At 69.7% G+C, this 15,985-nt stretch carries 16 protein-coding genes; 7 read left to right on the top strand and 9 right to left on the bottom strand.

Going from position 1 to position 15,985, the window contains the following annotated elements:
- Window positions 1–92: 92 nt before the first annotated feature.
- Window positions 93–1,991 carry a DUF4012 domain-containing protein gene (locus IRZ30_RS09520; RefSeq protein ID WP_294084753.1) on the bottom strand — a complete coding sequence of 633 codons (1,899 nt, stop codon included), beginning with the start codon at window positions 1,989–1,991 and terminating at the stop codon, window positions 93–95.
- A 6-nt stretch (window positions 1,992–1,997) separates the two neighbouring features.
- Complete coding sequence (locus IRZ30_RS09515; RefSeq protein WP_294084752.1) at window positions 1,998–3,692, bottom strand: polysaccharide biosynthesis tyrosine autokinase; 1,695 nt, start codon at window positions 3,690–3,692, stop codon at window positions 1,998–2,000.
- Between the two features lie 306 nt (window positions 3,693–3,998).
- Between IRZ30_RS09515 and IRZ30_RS09510 the strand changes: the two genes are divergently transcribed.
- Window positions 3,999–4,823 (top strand): hypothetical protein, encoded by an 825-nt coding sequence (locus IRZ30_RS09510; RefSeq protein ID WP_294084751.1) that lies wholly within the window; start codon window positions 3,999–4,001, stop codon window positions 4,821–4,823.
- A 363-nt stretch (window positions 4,824–5,186) separates the two neighbouring features.
- Here IRZ30_RS09510 and IRZ30_RS09505 read toward each other — a convergent pair whose 3' ends face one another.
- Both IRZ30_RS09505 and IRZ30_RS09500 read right to left on the bottom strand, forming a co-directional pair.
- Window positions 5,187–5,459: a hypothetical protein gene (locus tag IRZ30_RS09505; protein ID WP_294084750.1), complete on the bottom strand. Its 273-nt coding sequence runs from the start codon at window positions 5,457–5,459 to the stop codon at window positions 5,187–5,189.
- Between the two features lie 298 nt (window positions 5,460–5,757).
- On the bottom strand, window positions 5,758–6,297 hold the full coding sequence (locus IRZ30_RS09500; protein WP_294084749.1) for a deoxyuridine 5'-triphosphate nucleotidohydrolase: 540 nt from the start codon (window positions 6,295–6,297) through the stop codon (window positions 5,758–5,760).
- Window positions 6,298–6,446: 149 nt separating this feature from the next.
- Here IRZ30_RS09500 and IRZ30_RS09495 point away from each other — a divergent pair, with 149 nt between their 5' ends.
- Window positions 6,447–7,628: a nicotinate phosphoribosyltransferase gene (locus IRZ30_RS09495; RefSeq protein WP_294084748.1), complete on the top strand. Its 1,182-nt coding sequence runs from the start codon at window positions 6,447–6,449 to the stop codon at window positions 7,626–7,628.
- 624 nt (window positions 7,629–8,252) lie between these two features.
- Here the strand turns inward: IRZ30_RS09495 and IRZ30_RS09490 are convergent.
- Together IRZ30_RS09490 and IRZ30_RS09485 are read right to left on the bottom strand one after the other, a co-directional pair.
- Window positions 8,253–8,960, bottom strand: coding sequence for an ABC transporter ATP-binding protein (locus tag IRZ30_RS09490; RefSeq protein WP_294084747.1), 708 nt, complete (start codon window positions 8,958–8,960; stop codon window positions 8,253–8,255).
- 2 nt (window positions 8,961–8,962) lie between these two features.
- Window positions 8,963–10,075: an FtsX-like permease family protein gene (locus tag IRZ30_RS09485; protein ID WP_294084746.1), complete on the bottom strand. Its 1,113-nt coding sequence runs from the start codon at window positions 10,073–10,075 to the stop codon at window positions 8,963–8,965.
- A 163-nt stretch (window positions 10,076–10,238) separates the two neighbouring features.
- Here IRZ30_RS09485 and IRZ30_RS09480 point away from each other — a divergent pair, with 163 nt between their 5' ends.
- The 5 genes from IRZ30_RS09480 to IRZ30_RS09460 all read left to right on the top strand — a co-directional run bounded on the left by IRZ30_RS09480 (window position 10,239) and on the right by IRZ30_RS09460 (window position 13,967).
- Window positions 10,239–10,760 (top strand): PadR family transcriptional regulator, encoded by a 522-nt coding sequence (locus tag IRZ30_RS09480; protein WP_294084745.1) that lies wholly within the window; start codon window positions 10,239–10,241, stop codon window positions 10,758–10,760.
- A gap of 146 nt (window positions 10,761–10,906) precedes the next feature.
- Window positions 10,907–11,269 (top strand): (2Fe-2S)-binding protein, encoded by a 363-nt coding sequence (locus IRZ30_RS09475; protein WP_294084744.1) that lies wholly within the window; start codon window positions 10,907–10,909, stop codon window positions 11,267–11,269.
- Window positions 11,266–12,465 (top strand): NAD(P)/FAD-dependent oxidoreductase, encoded by a 1,200-nt coding sequence (locus IRZ30_RS09470; protein WP_294084743.1) that lies wholly within the window; start codon window positions 11,266–11,268, stop codon window positions 12,463–12,465. Before IRZ30_RS09475 ends, IRZ30_RS09470 begins: the two co-directional genes overlap by 4 nt.
- Window positions 12,466–12,558: 93 nt before the next feature.
- Window positions 12,559–13,668 (top strand): type I phosphomannose isomerase catalytic subunit, encoded by a 1,110-nt coding sequence (locus tag IRZ30_RS09465; protein WP_294084742.1) that lies wholly within the window; start codon window positions 12,559–12,561, stop codon window positions 13,666–13,668.
- Window positions 13,665–13,967 (top strand): hypothetical protein, encoded by a 303-nt coding sequence (locus IRZ30_RS09460; RefSeq protein ID WP_294084741.1) that lies wholly within the window; start codon window positions 13,665–13,667, stop codon window positions 13,965–13,967. The genes IRZ30_RS09465 and IRZ30_RS09460 overlap by 4 nt, the downstream gene beginning before the upstream one ends.
- Before the next feature lie 7 nt (window positions 13,968–13,974).
- Here the strand turns inward: IRZ30_RS09460 and IRZ30_RS09455 are convergent, their stop codons facing one another.
- The 3 genes from IRZ30_RS09455 to IRZ30_RS09445 form a co-directional block, all read right to left on the bottom strand.
- Entirely contained in the window at window positions 13,975–14,310 is a 336-nt protein-coding gene (locus tag IRZ30_RS09455; protein ID WP_294084740.1) for a hypothetical protein, read from the bottom strand.
- 103 nt (window positions 14,311–14,413) lie between these two features.
- The gene (locus IRZ30_RS09450; RefSeq protein ID WP_294084739.1) at window positions 14,414–14,875 is read right to left on the bottom strand and encodes a hypothetical protein; all 462 of its coding nucleotides are present in this window, start codon (window positions 14,873–14,875) and stop codon (window positions 14,414–14,416) included.
- A gap of 1 nt (window position 14,876) precedes the next feature.
- Window positions 14,877–15,620 carry an NAD+ synthase gene (locus tag IRZ30_RS09445; RefSeq protein ID WP_294084738.1) on the bottom strand — a complete coding sequence of 248 codons (744 nt, stop codon included), beginning with the start codon at window positions 15,618–15,620 and terminating at the stop codon, window positions 14,877–14,879.
- Between the last annotated feature and the right edge of the window lie 365 nt (window positions 15,621–15,985).

The following is a 15,985-nucleotide window of genomic DNA, read 5'->3' as shown; positions in this document are numbered from 1 at the left end:
GGGGGGGGCCCTGGGCGCGCCCACAAACCCCGCCCCCGGCCGGGCGCGGACGAGACGCTCCGCGCAGGCCGGGACCGATGACTGGGCGTGCGTCAGCGGCAGAGGGTGGTGAGGTCGAGAGTCAGGTCGGCGGTGAGCGTGGCCGTGACCGGCGCTTGGCACCCCTGCGTTGTGGCGGTGAGCTCGACCGGGGTGATCCCCGGCTGGCGCCGGATGAGGAGCTGGGGGGAGTCGGGCATGGTGAAGCGCACGGTGAAATGCGTCGTCTCGCCGGCGAAGATCTCCAAGTCGTAGCTGCCGCCGTTGGGCGCGTCGGGGTCCGGCTGCGGCTCGTGGCTGCTGTCGAGCCGGGTACTCCCCTCGGGCAGGGTCACTTCAACCCACCAGCGCTGATACCCCGCGTAGTAGGGATCGGCCGTCGGGTCGCCGGTGTGAACGAAGTCGGCGGCGAGGGTGACGATGCGCTGCCCATTGACGGGTGGCTCGATGGTCAGTGTCACCTGCGGGTGCACGGCGCGGCTGGCCTTGGTGGTGACCAGGCTGGACGCGTTCAGGGCCAGGGTGGGTACGCCCGGCTGCGGGAGTAGCCGCCCACTCCAGCGGTGCTCGTCCGCCATGGCCTGGAGCCGGGGATCGACGGCGTATACCTGCACGTCGCGCTCGTCGGCGGCGGTGCGCATTGTCCGGATGAGGTCGAGCAGGAGCGCGCGGTCAGCGGCGGTCAGTCGCTCGATGAGCACCCGGCCGAGGAGAGCCAGGACGGCCTTGTGCGACGGGGCGGTCTCATTGCCACCGTGCACGTATCGCTGCCGCTCGATCTCGTCATGAACGTTGTCGGCGTCGATCCGGCGTGGCTCGCCGTCGACCTCCACGGTCACCGGGCCGGTGAGCCCCAGGATGTCGCTGACGACGGCGGGGGTGACGGCCACGACCCCGTTGATCGCGGGCCAGCCGGTGGCGCGGTACATCTCGACCAGCCGCGCCGCGCCTGCGGCGAAGTCGGTTTCCCAGGTCGCATCCTGGATCGGCAGCTCCTCATGGCCGAAGTGGTGCGCGACTGGATAGGGCGGCGTGATCGGCTGCGTCCGCCCGGCCTGATAGGCTTGCTGGAGGTCGTAGATGTCGTGGAACTCGTACGACGCGAGCTGGCCATGTTCGAACGTGACTAGCGCGATCGTGCCCGGGAACCCGCCGCTCAGCCGCAGCTCGGCGGTATTCTGGAAGAGGATCAGGTAGCGGGCCGGTTCCTCAGCCCCCAGCGCAGTCGCGAACACCGGCAGGTCGTCGTTCACGAGCCGCAGCGGGTCAAGCGCGTCGAGCGCGCGGTCGAGCGCGGGCAGGCGCGCGCGAGCCGACGCGGGAAGCGCCGCGGCATCGATGCCGGCCCGGATGCGGCGCGCTTCGTCCACCTGGGCGAGGATGGTGTCCAGGTCTTCCTGGTGACTCATCAGCACGTCGAGCCACGTCGGACCGGTGTCGTCCGGTGACCGTCTGATGCCGGTGGCACGGAACGCGGTGAGGGTCTCCCGGCCGATTGCGGCGGTGGCGATGCCGGCTGTGGTCAGCGTGTCGACGGCACGAATCAGGCGTTTGCCCGCCGTGTACCGTGGACCAATCATCGGCAGGCGCTCAACCAGCCCGGCGCCGACGGGCGGCGTGACGGCCGCGTCCAGGCGGCCGAGGTCGTCGTGGAGCTGTGTGAGGCTCTGCTCGATCGCGCGGAGATCGTCCGCCTGCATGCTGCTGAGATCGCCGGCCTGTAGCGCCTCCAACACTGCCACTTCATCGCGGACATCCCGGTAGGCGGCGAGCGCAGAGCGCGCCCGCATACCGGCCAGCACACCGAGGACGAGAATGATGAGGAGCACGCCGCTGACAACGAATGGCCAGCGGCGGCGCCGGGTGGTGACAGTGGCCGAGGTGTGTGGACGTAAGGCGGCGAAGATCGGAGTCGCTGCCTGGCGGCCGGTCTGGTCGTCTACGTCGTGCATCAGCGCCTACGTCTCGGAGTCGGCCGACTTGGAGGTTGTGGGCCGGAGCGTCCGCCGGATGACGACACGGTTGCCGCTCCCGTTCGCCCAGGTCGGGATGACGGCGGGTGGCTCGATGTGGCGGGCGCCGGCCGCGTCGTCGCCCTGGCTGCGGTAGTACGTGTAGTAGCCGCCGGACTTCTCCAGCGGGAAGCGGTTCAGGATGATCCCCAGCAGCGTCGAGCCCGACCGCTGGATCTGCTGCACCGCCTCGGCGAGCTCCGCCGTGCGGACCCGCCCGGTCTCGGAGACGACGATGACCCCGTTGGTCAACCGGCTCAGGACGAGCGCGTCGGACACCGCCAACGGCGGCGCGTCGAAGATGACGACATCGGCCTGCCCGGCCAGCCAGTCCAACACCTCGCGCATCCGGGGCGAGCTGAGGAGGTCCAGCGGGTTCGGCGGCAGCGGGCCGGCGGGCAGGACCGTGAGGCCGGCGATGGTTGTCTGCCGCAGCGCTGGGGTGAGCTTTACATCCCACTCGCCCAGCAGCAGGTTGGACAAACCGGTGCGCGTGTTGAGCCCGGCGAAGTAGCGCTGGACTTGCGGCCGGCGCAGGTCGGCGTCCACGAGGATGACGCGCTGGCCGCCCTGTGCCAGGACCGCCGCCAGGTTCACCGCCGTGGTTGTCTTGCCGTCGCCGGGACGTGGGCTCGTCACGACGAACGAGCGCAGGCTCTGCCCCACGGCGACGAACTGAAGGTTGGTCCGTGCGGTGCGGAAGGCTTCGCTGCCGACCGAGTCGGGGTGGGCGATGGCTTCGATGCTCTCAGGCGAGCGGAGCTCGGGGATGAGACCGAGTGCACCGCGCCCGGTGAGCCGCTGCACGTCCTCGCTGGTCTTGACGGTGTCGTCGAGGTAGCCCGCGACCAGCACGAGCCCGGCGGCGAGCACGACTCCGAGGGCGCCCGCGAGGGCTGTGTTGAGGAGGATGCGCGGCTTGACGAAGGTCTTCGGCGGCACGGCCTGCTCAACCACGCGGATCTGGGTCGCACTTTGCGCGGCGGCAAGCTCCATCCGCTGCTGGGCTTCCAAGAGGCTCGCGTAGAGCGACTGGTCCTGGCTCAGTTGCGTCTGGAGCGTCCGCAGCTCGGTCTGGACGGCGGTGCCGCTGGCACCAGACTGCTGCAACTCCGCGATCCGGGAGCTGGTGTCCTCGATGCGCTGCTGCACTTCCTCGATCTGGCGCCGCAGCTCGTCACGGCCGCTTCCGGTCACGGCATCCTCTTGCGCGTGCGTATCCTCGATGAAGACCTGAGCCAGCGTGTTGGCGATCTGGGCAGCGGTGCCCGGATCGGGATCTTCGACGGCGATCTCGACGAGTTGGGTGCTGTCGATACGGGAGACGCTGATGCTCTCCGCCAGATCTTCCGGCGTGGTGTCGAGCGAGAGGCGCTCGATGGTCTTCTCGAGAACGGGACGCGCGGTAACGAGGCGGCTGTAGGTGACAGCCAGCTCTTGCGCGGCCTGGATGTCGCTCACGTTGAGGCTGCCGGTTGTCTCGCGCTGGTCGATGAAGAGGGTCGCTTCCGCGCGGTAGACGGGCGTCAGCGCCCGGCTGACGCCGTAAGCGGCAGCGCCGGCGAGGACCGGGCAGAGGACGAACACCCACCACCAGCGCCGAATAAGCCCAAGGATCTCGATAAACGTCAAGTCGCGCACGTGTGGGTGCTCCCTGATACCGTTGCCAATGGTCGCACATCAACGCCTGGAGGGGCGTAAGATGGCGCCCTCAAGTCTACTATGGACCCCATCGGTAAGACGAGGACTCGGTCGAAAAGGCGTGACTTTTGTCCCTATCGGTGCGCGATCGGGCGCGCATGGGCCAGGTTGGCGGCAGCACGGTACAATCCTCATGATCCGCGGGGATATCCGGTACATGCCGCGGAGATCCGCGCATGGAGGAGTAGTCTCGGGTCTGGCTCACTGAGTCAGGCCCGCAATGGGCGAAGGGGTGGCGACAACGCAATGGATCTTCGTGAGCAGGTGGAGCTAGCGATTCGCAACTATGAACATCTGCCGCCGCTGCCGTTGAGTGCGGACATGCCGGAGGCGGAACAGCACCTGGCGACGCCCGATCGGCTGGGGTTCGCGCTCGGCTGGGTGGTGGCCAACGTAATCGTCGGGGCGCGCTTCGCCGACTCGGCCATCGACGCGCTGCCGATCTACCACCCGGAGAACGGCTGGGATCGCTTCCTCCTCACGCGGCGGGTGACTGCCCCGCCCTTCGCCAACGAGCCAGCGGACTCCTTCGGAATGATTCTCCTCAGCGGCGAGGATGCGCCGCGCATCACCCACGGCAGCGGCGACCTGCGCCTGGCGCTGGGGACACTGCTGCGCGAGGACCCCGAGCGGGCGCAGGAAGAGATCATCGCCCTCTTCCCCCGGATGGGGTTGCCGGGCAACCTGGGTTACTCGTGGCCGCAGAAGCAGAAGCACTACCCGCGCCTGTACCAGGCGGTGACCGAGTTGATCCTGGAAAACCCGGGGATGGTGGCGGCGCGCGAGATCTTCGTCGACGACCAGCCGGTCGACGGCGCGTATCACCCGCTCTACCTGCACGGCGTGGCGCTGAAGCCGAAGATGGTCTACGACTGGTGGCTGGTGCAGATGGGCGATCGCGCGGCCTTCATGCGTGTGCACGCGGGACAGGCGATCTACGAGACCGACCGCGGCGGCTGGTCCACGGTGCGCAAGCAGTTGTCCGAGGAGGAGACGGTGGACGACATCAAGCGGCGCATCCTGGCGTGGCTGCGGATCAAGGGGACGCCGTCGCCCGACACCGTCGATTGATCCGGCGTCTAGGCGCACCGGAATCGGCGGTTTCGCGTGCCTCGCGCGCCGGTTTCCGGTGTGTAGAACGGCATGAAGACGCCGAGAACAGCCGCCAATTCGACGTCGGATACGCGAAACGAAGGATGGGGGCGCAAGGATCACGCGAACGGCTGCGCGTCTGACCTTGCCATAAGCCGGGAACCTGTTACACTCGTAGTGCGTGAGTCCCGCGGCCGTGGCGCCAGGCGGCCGGGCGACTCGTTGGCGACAGTCGGCGTTTCCGGGGGGTTGTGGTCGCTGTCGCCCGCACAAGACCCCGTTGCAGGGACGGGAGGAGCCGGTCAGCCGGCTCTTTCCTGTGTCTGGGCCTAGCGCAGCGCGCTACGCCCCCGCGAGCATTGTTTCCAGCCGCTTTTCCGCGTGATGTGGCAGGTGGAGGGGCTCATCCTCCGAGCCCCGGAGTTCGCCGTTCGCCGTATGCCCGCTCACGACGACCGACCACTGACCACCCGGATTCTGACGCCAGAGGGTGAACCCTGCGCCGAGCTGCGAGGTGAGCGGGGCGAGGTCCAGGCGGTCCGACCCGTTCACGATCGCGACCGGATGCCAGTTGTGCGCCTGGAGTGTCCGGACCATCTGTCTGGCTACTGTCACGGGTACCGCCTCTCCGTCGTCGGCTCCCGGCACGGCTCTCGCCGCGCCCGGAGGCGAACTTGCCCCCGAGGAGTGCAAGCACTGTGCCGGGGAGGGGCGGCGTCGCCACGGCTGAGCGTGGCTCATGCGAACCGACCCGGATGGGGCTTCCGTGCCGGGCCGGATCCGTGGGCCACGGTCGCCATCCGGGTCGATGTGAGGGGCGCGGCGTCATGGGACGGGTGGACCGCCGGCAGCACGAACCCGGCACCAGCCGCGTCCAATCCCCATGCCGCCGTGGGCGAGGGGTTGGTGTGCCTCAGCGCCGGTCGGTGGCTTCGCCCTGGTAGATGCCGTCGTACCCCTCGGCCGTCGCCGCCGCCAGCCGGTGGAACACCAGTTGGCCAATGCGGGCGCCGTGCTGCACCCGGAACCCGTGCGGGTTGTAGACGACCAGGAGCGACGCGCCGCGACCGGCGTAGCCGGCATCCCACACGGCGGTGTGCAGCGCCACACCGGAGCGCAGCAGCGTGGAGCGGGGACGGAGGTAAGCCATGAGATCGGCCGGGAGATTGACCGTCTCGGTGAACCGCACCAGGTAGGCGCCGGGGGAGAGGTAGAGCTGGCCATCGGGACCGAAGGTCAGATCCGTGCTGTCGGCCAGCCGTCGCCCGGCGTTGTCCACGGTCAGCGTCCCCGGCCCGGTGAAGGTGGCGACCGAGTCGAGCGTCAGGTCGATCCCGTTCGGCTGGACCTGCGCATCGCGGTCGCGCAGGCCCGCGACCAGTGGCGGCTCACCGTCGAGTAACTCCAGCAGTTGCTCCCGGCTCAGGACCCCGGCGCTGAGGTTGTGGGGCATCGGCGTTCTCCTCCGTACGACGCGACATATGTACGTACACTAATCGTGCGCCAGGCAGCCGTCAAGCCGCGGGCAGCTCTGGCGCCCGGTGTGCTATTCTCCCTCACCGAATACGCGCGCTGCGACGGGGGGACGGAGAGGGACTGGCGATGGTGCAGGGACGCTGGCTCCACTACGCGACACAAGACGAGATCAAGGCCGGGCGCACGACGGACGTGTATTTCCTGCGCACCGTTGAGATCTTGAAAGCCGAGGGGCGCAACCCACACGTCCGCGCCGAGTTCATTGCCAAGTCGCTGCCCGGCGGCAGTTCCTGGGCCGTCCTGGCCGGGCTGGACGAGGTGGCCGGGCTGCTGGACGGTATCCCGGTGGACGTGCGGGCCATGCCCGAGGGCAGCATCTTCCACCCCTACGAGCCGGTGATGGAGATTTCGGGCCCGTACCTCTCCTTCGCGGTGCTGGAAACGGCGATCCTGGGATTGATCTGTCAGGCGTCCGGGGTGGCGACCAAGGCCGCCCGGATCCGGCGCCTCGCTGGCGACAAGAAGGTGGTCAGCTTCGGCGCCCGGCGTATCCACCCCGCGGTGAGCCTGGCGGTGGAACGCGCCGCGTATATCGGCGGCTGCGACGGTGTCAGCGTGGTGGAGGCGGCGGAGTTGCTGGGTCAGGACCCAACCGGCACCACGCCCCACGCGCTCATCCTCATCATGGGCGACACGGTGGACGCCATGCTCGCCTACGACCGCATCCTGCCGCCGGACATCCCGCGCATCGCGCTGATCGACACCTTCCAGGACGAGAAATTCGAGGCGATCCGCGTGGCTGAGGCGCTGGGCGACCGACTCTGGGGTGTGCGGTTGGACACTCCGAGCTCCCGACGGGGCGACTTCCTGCGCATCCTCGAGGAGGTACGCTGGGAGTTGGACCTGCGCGGCTTCCAGCATGTCAAGCTGATCGTCAGCGGCGGGCTGGACGAAGAGGAAGTGGTGCGCCTGCGGCACATCGTCGATGCCTTCGGCGTCGGCACGAGCATCAGCGGCGCCAAGACGGTCGACTTCAGCATGGACATCGTGGAGATCGACGGCGAGTCGAGAGCCAAGCGGGGCAAGATGAGCGGCGCGAAAGAGGTCTGGCGCTGCCCGGCCACTGGCGCGAGCCGCGTCACGCGCCTGGACGACCCGCCCCCGGCCGATCTCTGCCCCGACGGCGTCCAGCCCGAACGAGCGCTCAAGCCGCTGCTGGATCAGGGCCGCCTTGTCGCCCCACTGCCGACGCCGAGCGAGATCCGCGAGTACGTCATCAACCAGCTCAAGACCTGGCCGCTGGAGTGACCCGCGGCTGGCGTGTGCCGGCTCCCTCGGTGGCGCGACGGCTCCCGCGCCGTGGTCCAGGCATCGGATGGGTGGCGGGAAGATCCCGGCGCCGTGGCGCGTGCCCGGGGGTTATGGGGTTTGATGAACAGTATGGGTGTCCGCTGGTCGGCACGTGCCCGGGGCTCAAGCCGCCGGGCTGACAAGGAAAGCCGGCTCAAGCCGGCTGGGGACGACGACGAAGTCTAGCGGGCTGGTGATAGGAGCATCATTGCTGGCCCGTGCCCGGGGCTAAAGCCGCCGGGCTGAAGAGGGGGTAAGCCCACTGAAGGGGCTGCGATGGCGACATGCAGGCGGAGCCGATTCGGCAGTCTGCTGGGTACCAGTCCCCAGCCCCTTCAGTGGGCTTTGTATTGTCAGCCCGGTGGCTTTAGCCCCGGGCACAGGCCGGGCGGTGGGGCCTTACGCGGAGGCGTGAGTCCTGTCCCACCCCAGCCCGCTTGAGCGGGCTTTCCTTATCAGCCCGGCGGCTTTAGCCGCGGGCACGCGCCGCGGCGTGGACTCCGCACATCACCCAGCCCCGGGCACGCGCCGAGCGGCCGGATCCTTTGCACCACCCGTCCTGCGCCCTGATGCTGTCGCTCCTCATCCGGCCGGGGTGGCGCTCGGGGTCACGGTCCCTTCGTGGAAGAGCCGGCCATCGGCGATGTGGATGACGCGGTCCACCAGGTCGAGCATGCGCTCGTCGTGGGTGACCATCACCGCGGCTTTGTTCTGCTCCTTCACTTCCCGCGCAAGCATCTCCACCACCTCGCGCCCGCGGACCGAGTCGAGGCTGGCGGTCGGTTCGTCGGCCAGCAGGACGTCGGGGTCGTTCATGAGCGCGCGGGCGATCGCCACCCGCTGGCGTTCGCCGCCGGAGAGCTCCTCCGGGTAGTGGTTCAGGCGGTGGCTCAGCCCGAGTTCGCGCAGGAGGTCGTCGGCGCGCTCCCGGGCGGCGGCGTCGATGCGCCCGGCCAGGCGGGCGACCAGCAGCAACTGATCGCGCGCGGTGAGGTACGGGACGAGGTTCGACGTTTGCAGCACGAAGCCGATATGCTCCAGCCGGATGCGGGCCAGCGCGGCGGCATCGAGGCCGGTCAGGTCCTGGCCCTTGAGCACCACCCGACCCTGCGACGGCTGGAGCAGCGCGCCGGCGATGGCCAATAGCGTCGTCTTGCCCGAGCCGGACGGCCCGACGACCGCCACGAGCTCCCCAGCGGAGACGCTGAGCGACACGCCATCGAGGGCGGTGACGGCGTACTCCCCTTGCCCATAGACCTTGGTGACGTTGTCCAGCACTAGGGTGCTCATTGTCAGTCCACTCTCCCGATGGCGATGAGCGGGTCGATCTTGGCGATCCGGCGGAGCGAGAGGAGGGTCCCGAGGAGTCCGACTCCCACCAGGACCACGGCGTAGGTCAGGATGAGCCGAGTGTCCAGGGAGAAGGGGATCTCGGGCGGGATCATCGCCGCCACGACGTAGGTCAGCCCGGCAGCGGCCGCCACGCCGAGCAGCGTCAGGAGCAGGACCTGGGCGACCAGGTCGCGTGCCAGGAAGCCGGTGGTGGCGCCGAGGGCCTTGAGCACGCCGAACTGGTTGGTCTTCTGCAGCGTCAGGATGTAGAAGAAGACGGCCAGGACGAAAGCGGCGATCACGAAGAGGAAGGCGAGCATCATGGTGATGGTGCCCATCTCCTCGCGGTATCCCGGGAGGTTCTCCAGTGCCACCTGGCGGGTGGCAACCTCGACGCCCGGCACGTCTTGCTGGACCCGCGCGGCGGCGGACTCATCCATCTTCACGGCTACGGCGCTGATCGGATCGACCACCGACCCGGCCGAACCGGGCGCGGCGAACTTGAGCTCGCGCCAAGTCGGGATATCCATAAAGAGGACCGGCAGGTGGTTGTACGTCTGGCCGGTGGTGAAGCCGACGACGGTCAGCACCTTACCCGAGGGGCTGACGGTCAACTGATCGCCCAAGCGCACCCCGTGGCGCTTGAGGCTGTCGTTGGCCACGATACTGCCCGCGGGCTGGCCTGAGAGCGCCTTGCCGTCGACGATCCGCGGCGCGAGGAAGCTGTCGGGGTCGATTGCCAGGATGGTGGCGTCGATCTTCTCGTCATCCGCGCCGCGGGTGACGGTGACCGTCAGGTGGCCGAGCGGTGCGGCGGCGGTGACGCCCGGCACGGCGCGGACCGCCTCCACCGTCTCCTCCGGCAGGATCGAGCGGTGGAGGAAGAAGCGCACGTCGGACTGGAAGACCAGATGGTCGGCTTCCATGTTCATCAGGCTGGCGCCGTTGTCGGTCGCCAGGCCCGTGGCCAACCCGGAGAGGAGGAAGACGAGCCACGCGATCAGCGCGATAATCGCGCCGATCAGGATGTAACGCAGACGGGCGTGACGGAACTCTCGCACGGCGAGAAACACGGGGCGCGTCCCTTTCATTGACGCATCGCGTCCGGCGGCCTATAGTCAGGCGTGGATAGTCAAGACTGACTATTCCAGACGGGAGTATAGCCGTCCCCCGGCGCGGATTCAACCGGGAAACGGGAAATACACGCCGGTACCGCTTCGGGGGCGTGGGGATGTCATGGACGAACGCGAACTGCTGCTATTGGGGCTGCTCAGCTTCCAGAGCCAGCACGGCTACCAGATCAACGAGTTCATCGAGCGAAACCTGGCGCGCGTCACCTCGATGAAGAAGGCGACCGCCTACGCCATCCTCGATCGGCTGGCCCGCGATGGCTATGCGAGCGTCCACACCGAGCAGGCGGGCAACCGGCCGCCACGCAAGGTCTATGCGCTCACGCCACGGGGCGAGGAGCGCTTCCGCGAGCTGCTTCGGCAGAGCCTGGTCGATCCTGGGGAGTCGGCGATCCCGGGGGATGTCGGGCTGATGTTCCTCGACCAACTGCCGCGGGACGAGGTCATCGAGGGGCTTCGCATGCGGCTGGCGCGCGTGGACGAACAGATCGCCGAGCTGGAGCAGGTTCCCCCGCACGGGCATGGGATCGGCGTTGACCTGGCCGTCGAGCACAAGCTGGTGTTGCTGCGGGCCGACCGTGACTGGCTGCGCGGCGTCATCACGCGACTGGACGCGGGGTCGGACTAGCCCGCACGGGGCGCGATCGCGCCGGAGCGGGTGGTGTCGGCCCATCCGGCTGGTCGCCGCGTTGACGCGAGCGGCGCCCGGCTGCGATGATCACCCCTGGTGAGCGGCGCGGCTCGCGAGCGCGCCGGGAACTGGGAGGAGCCAAGATGCCAGCCGATGAGGGAGCCGTCGAGTCGGTCTCGGGGGACCTCCGGGTGCGGCAGCACCCGGTGTTGGGGGATCTGCCGCCCACGACGGAGGTCACCATCTACGTGGACGATCGCCCGATTCCAGCGCGGGCGGGTGAGCCCATCGCGGCGGCGTTGCTGGCCGCGGGGATCCGGGTCTGCCGCACGATGCCGAACCGAGGAAGGCCGCGTGGGCCGTTCTGTGGCGTCGGCCGCTGTACTGACTGCCTCATGACCGTGGACGGCGAGCCGAGCGTGCGCACCTGCGTCACGCCGGTGCGGGACGGTCAGCGGATCGTGACGCAGCGGGGACTCGGTTCCTGGGAGGAGGGCACGGCATGAAGCAGGCCGACGTCGTCGTGGTCGGCGGCGGGCCGGCGGGCTGCGCCGCGGCGCTCGCGGCCGCCGGCGCCGGCGCTCGCGTGGTGCTCGTCGACGAGCAGCCGGACCTCGGTGGGCACCTGCGCTGGCGCGTCGCCCCCACCCACGGGCTGGAACCGGACCTCGACGGGCAGCCGGGGGTGCGCGTGGCCGCGGCGCTCGCCGAGCGGGTGGCCGCTGCCGGAGTCGAGGTCGCGCGTGGGTCCGTCGCCTGGGGGTTCTTCGAGGACAACGTCGTCGGCGTCGTCGAGGGGGAGACGGCGTACACCCTGCGCGCCGCAAGCGTCATCGTCGCCACCGGTTCAACCGACCGCGTGCTGCCGTTCCCGGGTTGGACGCTGCCCGGGGTCATGACCGCGCGGGCGGCCCAGCTCTTCCTCCACGTCCACCGTGTGCTGCCCGGACGGCGCGTGGTCGTCGTGGGCGACGGCCCGGATGCGGATGAGGTCGCGAATGCCTTCGCCGTGGCGGGCGCGGAGGTCGTGGCCCGCGTGCCGGGTGTTGCCGGACTCCAAGCCGGTGGCGACCGCGAGGTCGAGGAGGTGGAGGTCGACGGGCAGTCGTACGCGGCCGACACCGTCGTGCTCACCCTCGGCCGGTTGCCCGACCCGGAGCTGGCGCTCCAGGCGCGGGTCGAGACGGTCTTCGACGCGGCCGTGGGCGCGCATGTGCCGCGACGCGACGAGCATCTGGCGACGTCGCAGCCGGGGGTCTACGTCGTCGGCGAAGCGGCCGGAGCCGTATCAGTCGCGGAGGCCATGGCGGAGGGACGGCTTGCCGGATTGGCGGCCGCAGGTGCGCCCGAGGCTGACATCGCCGCGGCGCGGGAGGCCCTGCAGGGACTCCGCACGGCCACGTCGGGGAACCGTGCGCTACCGGTCGTCAACGCGGATGTGCCTATGTGCCTGTGCCGCTGTGAGGAGGTGACCCTCGCGGCGGTGCGCCAGGCGATCGCCGAGGGCGCGACGACGCTGGACGACGTCAAGCGGCGCACGCGCGCGGGCATGGGCATTTGCCAGGGGATCTTCTGCCTGCCTGCGGTGGCCGCGCTCCTGCGGGACGAGGCTGGCGTGCCGGCTGAGGAGATCGTCCCGATGACGGCTCGACCGCCGGCCCGTGCCATCCCGTTGTCGGCCCTGACGATGCTGGAGGAATAGCGCCGGACGCGCCCGCCGTGGCCGCGCTCGTGCGGAGTCCGCGGCGGCATCGCTACCGCATCCGTGCTCGCGCCTTGCCGGAAGGGGAGGCCCATGGAGGACATTGCCTACCCGCTACTGCTCCAGCCGCGGTACGACGAGAAACTCTGGGGCGGGCGACGCCTGGAGACGGTCCTGGGCAAGACGCTGCCGACCGACGCGCCGGTCGGGGAGTCGCTGGAGAGCGGCGACAGCGCCACGGTGACCAACGGGCCGCTGGCGGGGCAGACGCTGGGGGAACTCGCGGCTCGGTATCCGGCGGCGCTCCTTGGCCGGCGCGGTGAGCGCGCCAGCGAGCCGTTCCGCGACTTCCCGCTGCTGGTGAAGTTCATCGACGCGACCGACATCCTGTCGCTGCAGGTGCATCCCGACGACGACGCGGCCGCGCCGCTGGGCAAGCGGGGCAAGACCGAGGCCTGGCACATCATCCACGCCGATCCCGACGCGACGCTCATCACGGGCCTGCGCGCCGGGGTGACCGCGCAGCAGGTGCGGGAAGCCATCGCGCAGGGAACCTTTGAGGACCTGATCCTACGCGAGCCGGTGCGCACCGGCGACACTCTGATCGTCCCGGCGGGCACGGTGCACGCGATCGACGCGGGCATCCTGCTCTACGAGATCCAGGAGAACAGCGACATCACCTACCGGCTGTACGACTGGGGCCGGGTAGACAGCCAGGGGCGCCCGCGTGAGGTGCACGTCGATGACGCCCTGCGGGCGATGGTCCCCGGGCGGCGCGCGGTGACGACGGTCCCGCTGGCCCGTGACGAGCGGCGGACGGTGCTGGCTGCCTGCCGCTACTTCACGCTGGAGCGCTGGTCGGTGCAGGGCGACCTGCCGGTCCCGGATACCGGAGGCGCCTCCTTCTGGCTGCTGAGCACCATCGCGGGTGAGTGTGCGGTGCGTGCGGGCGACGCGACGGTGTCACTGGCTGCCGGGCAGACGGTGCTCCTCCCAGCCTGCCTGAGCGGCGCGACGCTGACCGGTGAGGCGACGGTTCTGGCCGGCTGGATCGCCGACCTGGCGCATGACGTGGTTGGGCCGCTGCTCGATGCCGGACACGACCCGGAGCAGATCGGCCTCCTCGGCGGCGCGACCGGGGATCTGCTCGGTGCGCTGGCGCTGGCGCAACGTGAGCGCGCCCGACGGCGTGGGCGGACATGATGCGCTACGGCGGGACGACCCGGCTGCGACCCCGCGAGGTGCTGGCCCGGGCGCGGGACTACTTCCAGGGTGAGGTGGGACTGGACCTTAGCGACGAGAGCCGGTTGCATATCCGCTTCGTCGGCGGGGGTGGCTGGGTCACCGTCACCGTGCGCGGCACGGGTCAGGGCACCGCGCTGACGATGGAGGTCGGGGAGTTCGACCGCGAGGCGCAGGAGTTCCTGGCGTCGCTCCCGCCGCCGGCGAACCGGTTGCGCCGCTTCTGGGGATCCTGGCGACGGCGGGAGCGGGAGCGGTAGCGGGCCGCTATTTGGTCATCCGCCAGACCAGCATGAGGATCGCGGCCCAGACCACCACGATGCCCGGGAGCCCGGCGATCCCGCCCACGATGGCGGTGATGGGGATTGCCAGCACGAGGGTCCAGACGATCGCCCCGGTGTCGTGCCGGCGCTGGGCAGACATCTGGGCGAGCCGCCGTTCGAGTCGCTGGTCGATCCGCTGATCGATATGGCGGATGAACGCCTCCGCGACCTCGTCGCTGTAGCTCGGCCCCAGATCGTGCAGGGCCTGCAAGTGGACCTTCAGCTCCTGTGCCAGATCGTCATCGGCCGGCGGCAACGGCCGGCGGCCCTGGGTGACCATCGCGCGCCCTCTCCTCTGCACCATGACGCCCGGCCCCGCCCCGGCCGGGCAACTGGCTCGTGTCGATTCTACACTGCTGGCTTCGCGCCGAGCGACCCGCACCCTACACCCGGCGGCCGAGCGTCGCGCCGAGGACGACGCCGTAGGCGATGTGGCGGATGACTTGCTGGAGCAGCGCGCGAGGCGTGATGTAGCGGGGGAGGCGACCGGCCCGGATCGCCGGGTGGAAGCGATCGGTCAGGAAGAGGATCGGCCCCAGGATAGTGTTTTCGGCGAGCGCGAACAGGAGTCCCTGACGCCATCCGGTGCCGGGCACGCGGTCGCGCACGCGGGTGAACGCCAGGCCGAGGGCGATGCTGTTGGCGAAGTGCATCAGGGTGCCCAGGGTGCGCCAGCGGGTCTCCCCGCCGGGGACCATGCCCGCGAGCAGCCGCAGGTCGTTGGTCGGCACGCCCAGGGCGCGAATGTCCGCTGCCTGGGCGAGGAGATAGGCCGCACCGGCAGCGAGGCTGCCGGCAACGGCGCGCGTGACTGTTACCGGCTCCGGTCGCTCGCGCAGGCGCATCTCAGCGCCGGGCCTCGGCGCCGGCCGGCTCGAAGATGGGCGGCAGGCGTCGCTTGTGCTCCGAGCTCGCGATCATCCGCTCGACTCGCGCCACTTTATCCGGCGGGAAACCGGTCGTGTCGCCCCGCTCGATCGCGGCCAGGATCGCGTCCAACTCGTCGTACGTGATCCCCATTTCCCCTTCGTCGGTCTGCCCTGCCCAGAGCCCGGCGCTCGGCGGCTTGGTGATGATCGGCTCCGGCACGCCGATCTCGCGCGCCAGCGCAACGACCTGGTGCTTGTATAGCCCGCCGATGGGCAGGATATCCACCCCGCCGTCGCCGTACTTGGTGAAATAGCCGACCATCTCCTCCGACTTGTTGCCGGTACCGATGACCAGCGCGTTACGGGTGTTGGCGAGGTGGTAGAGGGTGATCATGCGTAGGCGCGGTTTGATGTTGGCGTTGGCCATCTCACTGCCGGGGGGCAGCGTCTCGCGAAGGACATCGTACGCCCGGCTGAGGTCGATGACGAGGGGCTCCAGGCCGAACGCCGCGGCCGCGAGCTTCGCGTGCTCCACATCTTGTGGGTTGCTGTGGGCCGGCATGATGGCGGCCGTGACCCGCTCGGGGCCGAGCGCGCGGGTGGCGAGTCCGGCGACGACCGCGGAGTCGATACCGCCCGAGAGGCCGACGACCCCGCCCTGCACCCCGGCCTGCGCTACCTGCTCCTTGATCCAGGCTGCGATTTGATCCGCCAGGCTCATCGGTGGTTCCTCCCTGCTGCGGCGGCCGGGGCGCGGGCCGCTCCCTTCGGCCGCACAACGACCCCGGCGACTTCGATAATGCGGTCCCCGGCGGGGTCCGTCAAGCGGATGCGTGATGCGTCATGCGTGATGCGTCATGCGTCATGCGTGATGCGTCCCCCTTACCCCCGACCCCTCTCCCAGCACGTGAGAGGGGAGCATCACGGATGACGGGTGACGGATGACGTATGACGCATGACGCATCTCGGCATCCGGCTTGCGCGGCGGTGGCGGGCAGACGAGGACGCACGGAGCGGGAGGGTACATGGTGGAGACGCGTGGGCTCGGGGATAGCGGGCTCATGGTCACGCGGATGGGCCTGGGGA

Origin of the sequence: Sphaerobacter sp., assembly GCF_019683595.1 — a bacterium.
In the GTDB taxonomy this organism is placed as follows: domain Bacteria; phylum Chloroflexota; class Chloroflexia; order Thermomicrobiales; family Thermomicrobiaceae; genus Sphaerobacter.
Note: the sequence above shows the minus strand (reverse complement) of the source record. Positions and strands in the feature narration are given on the sequence as shown.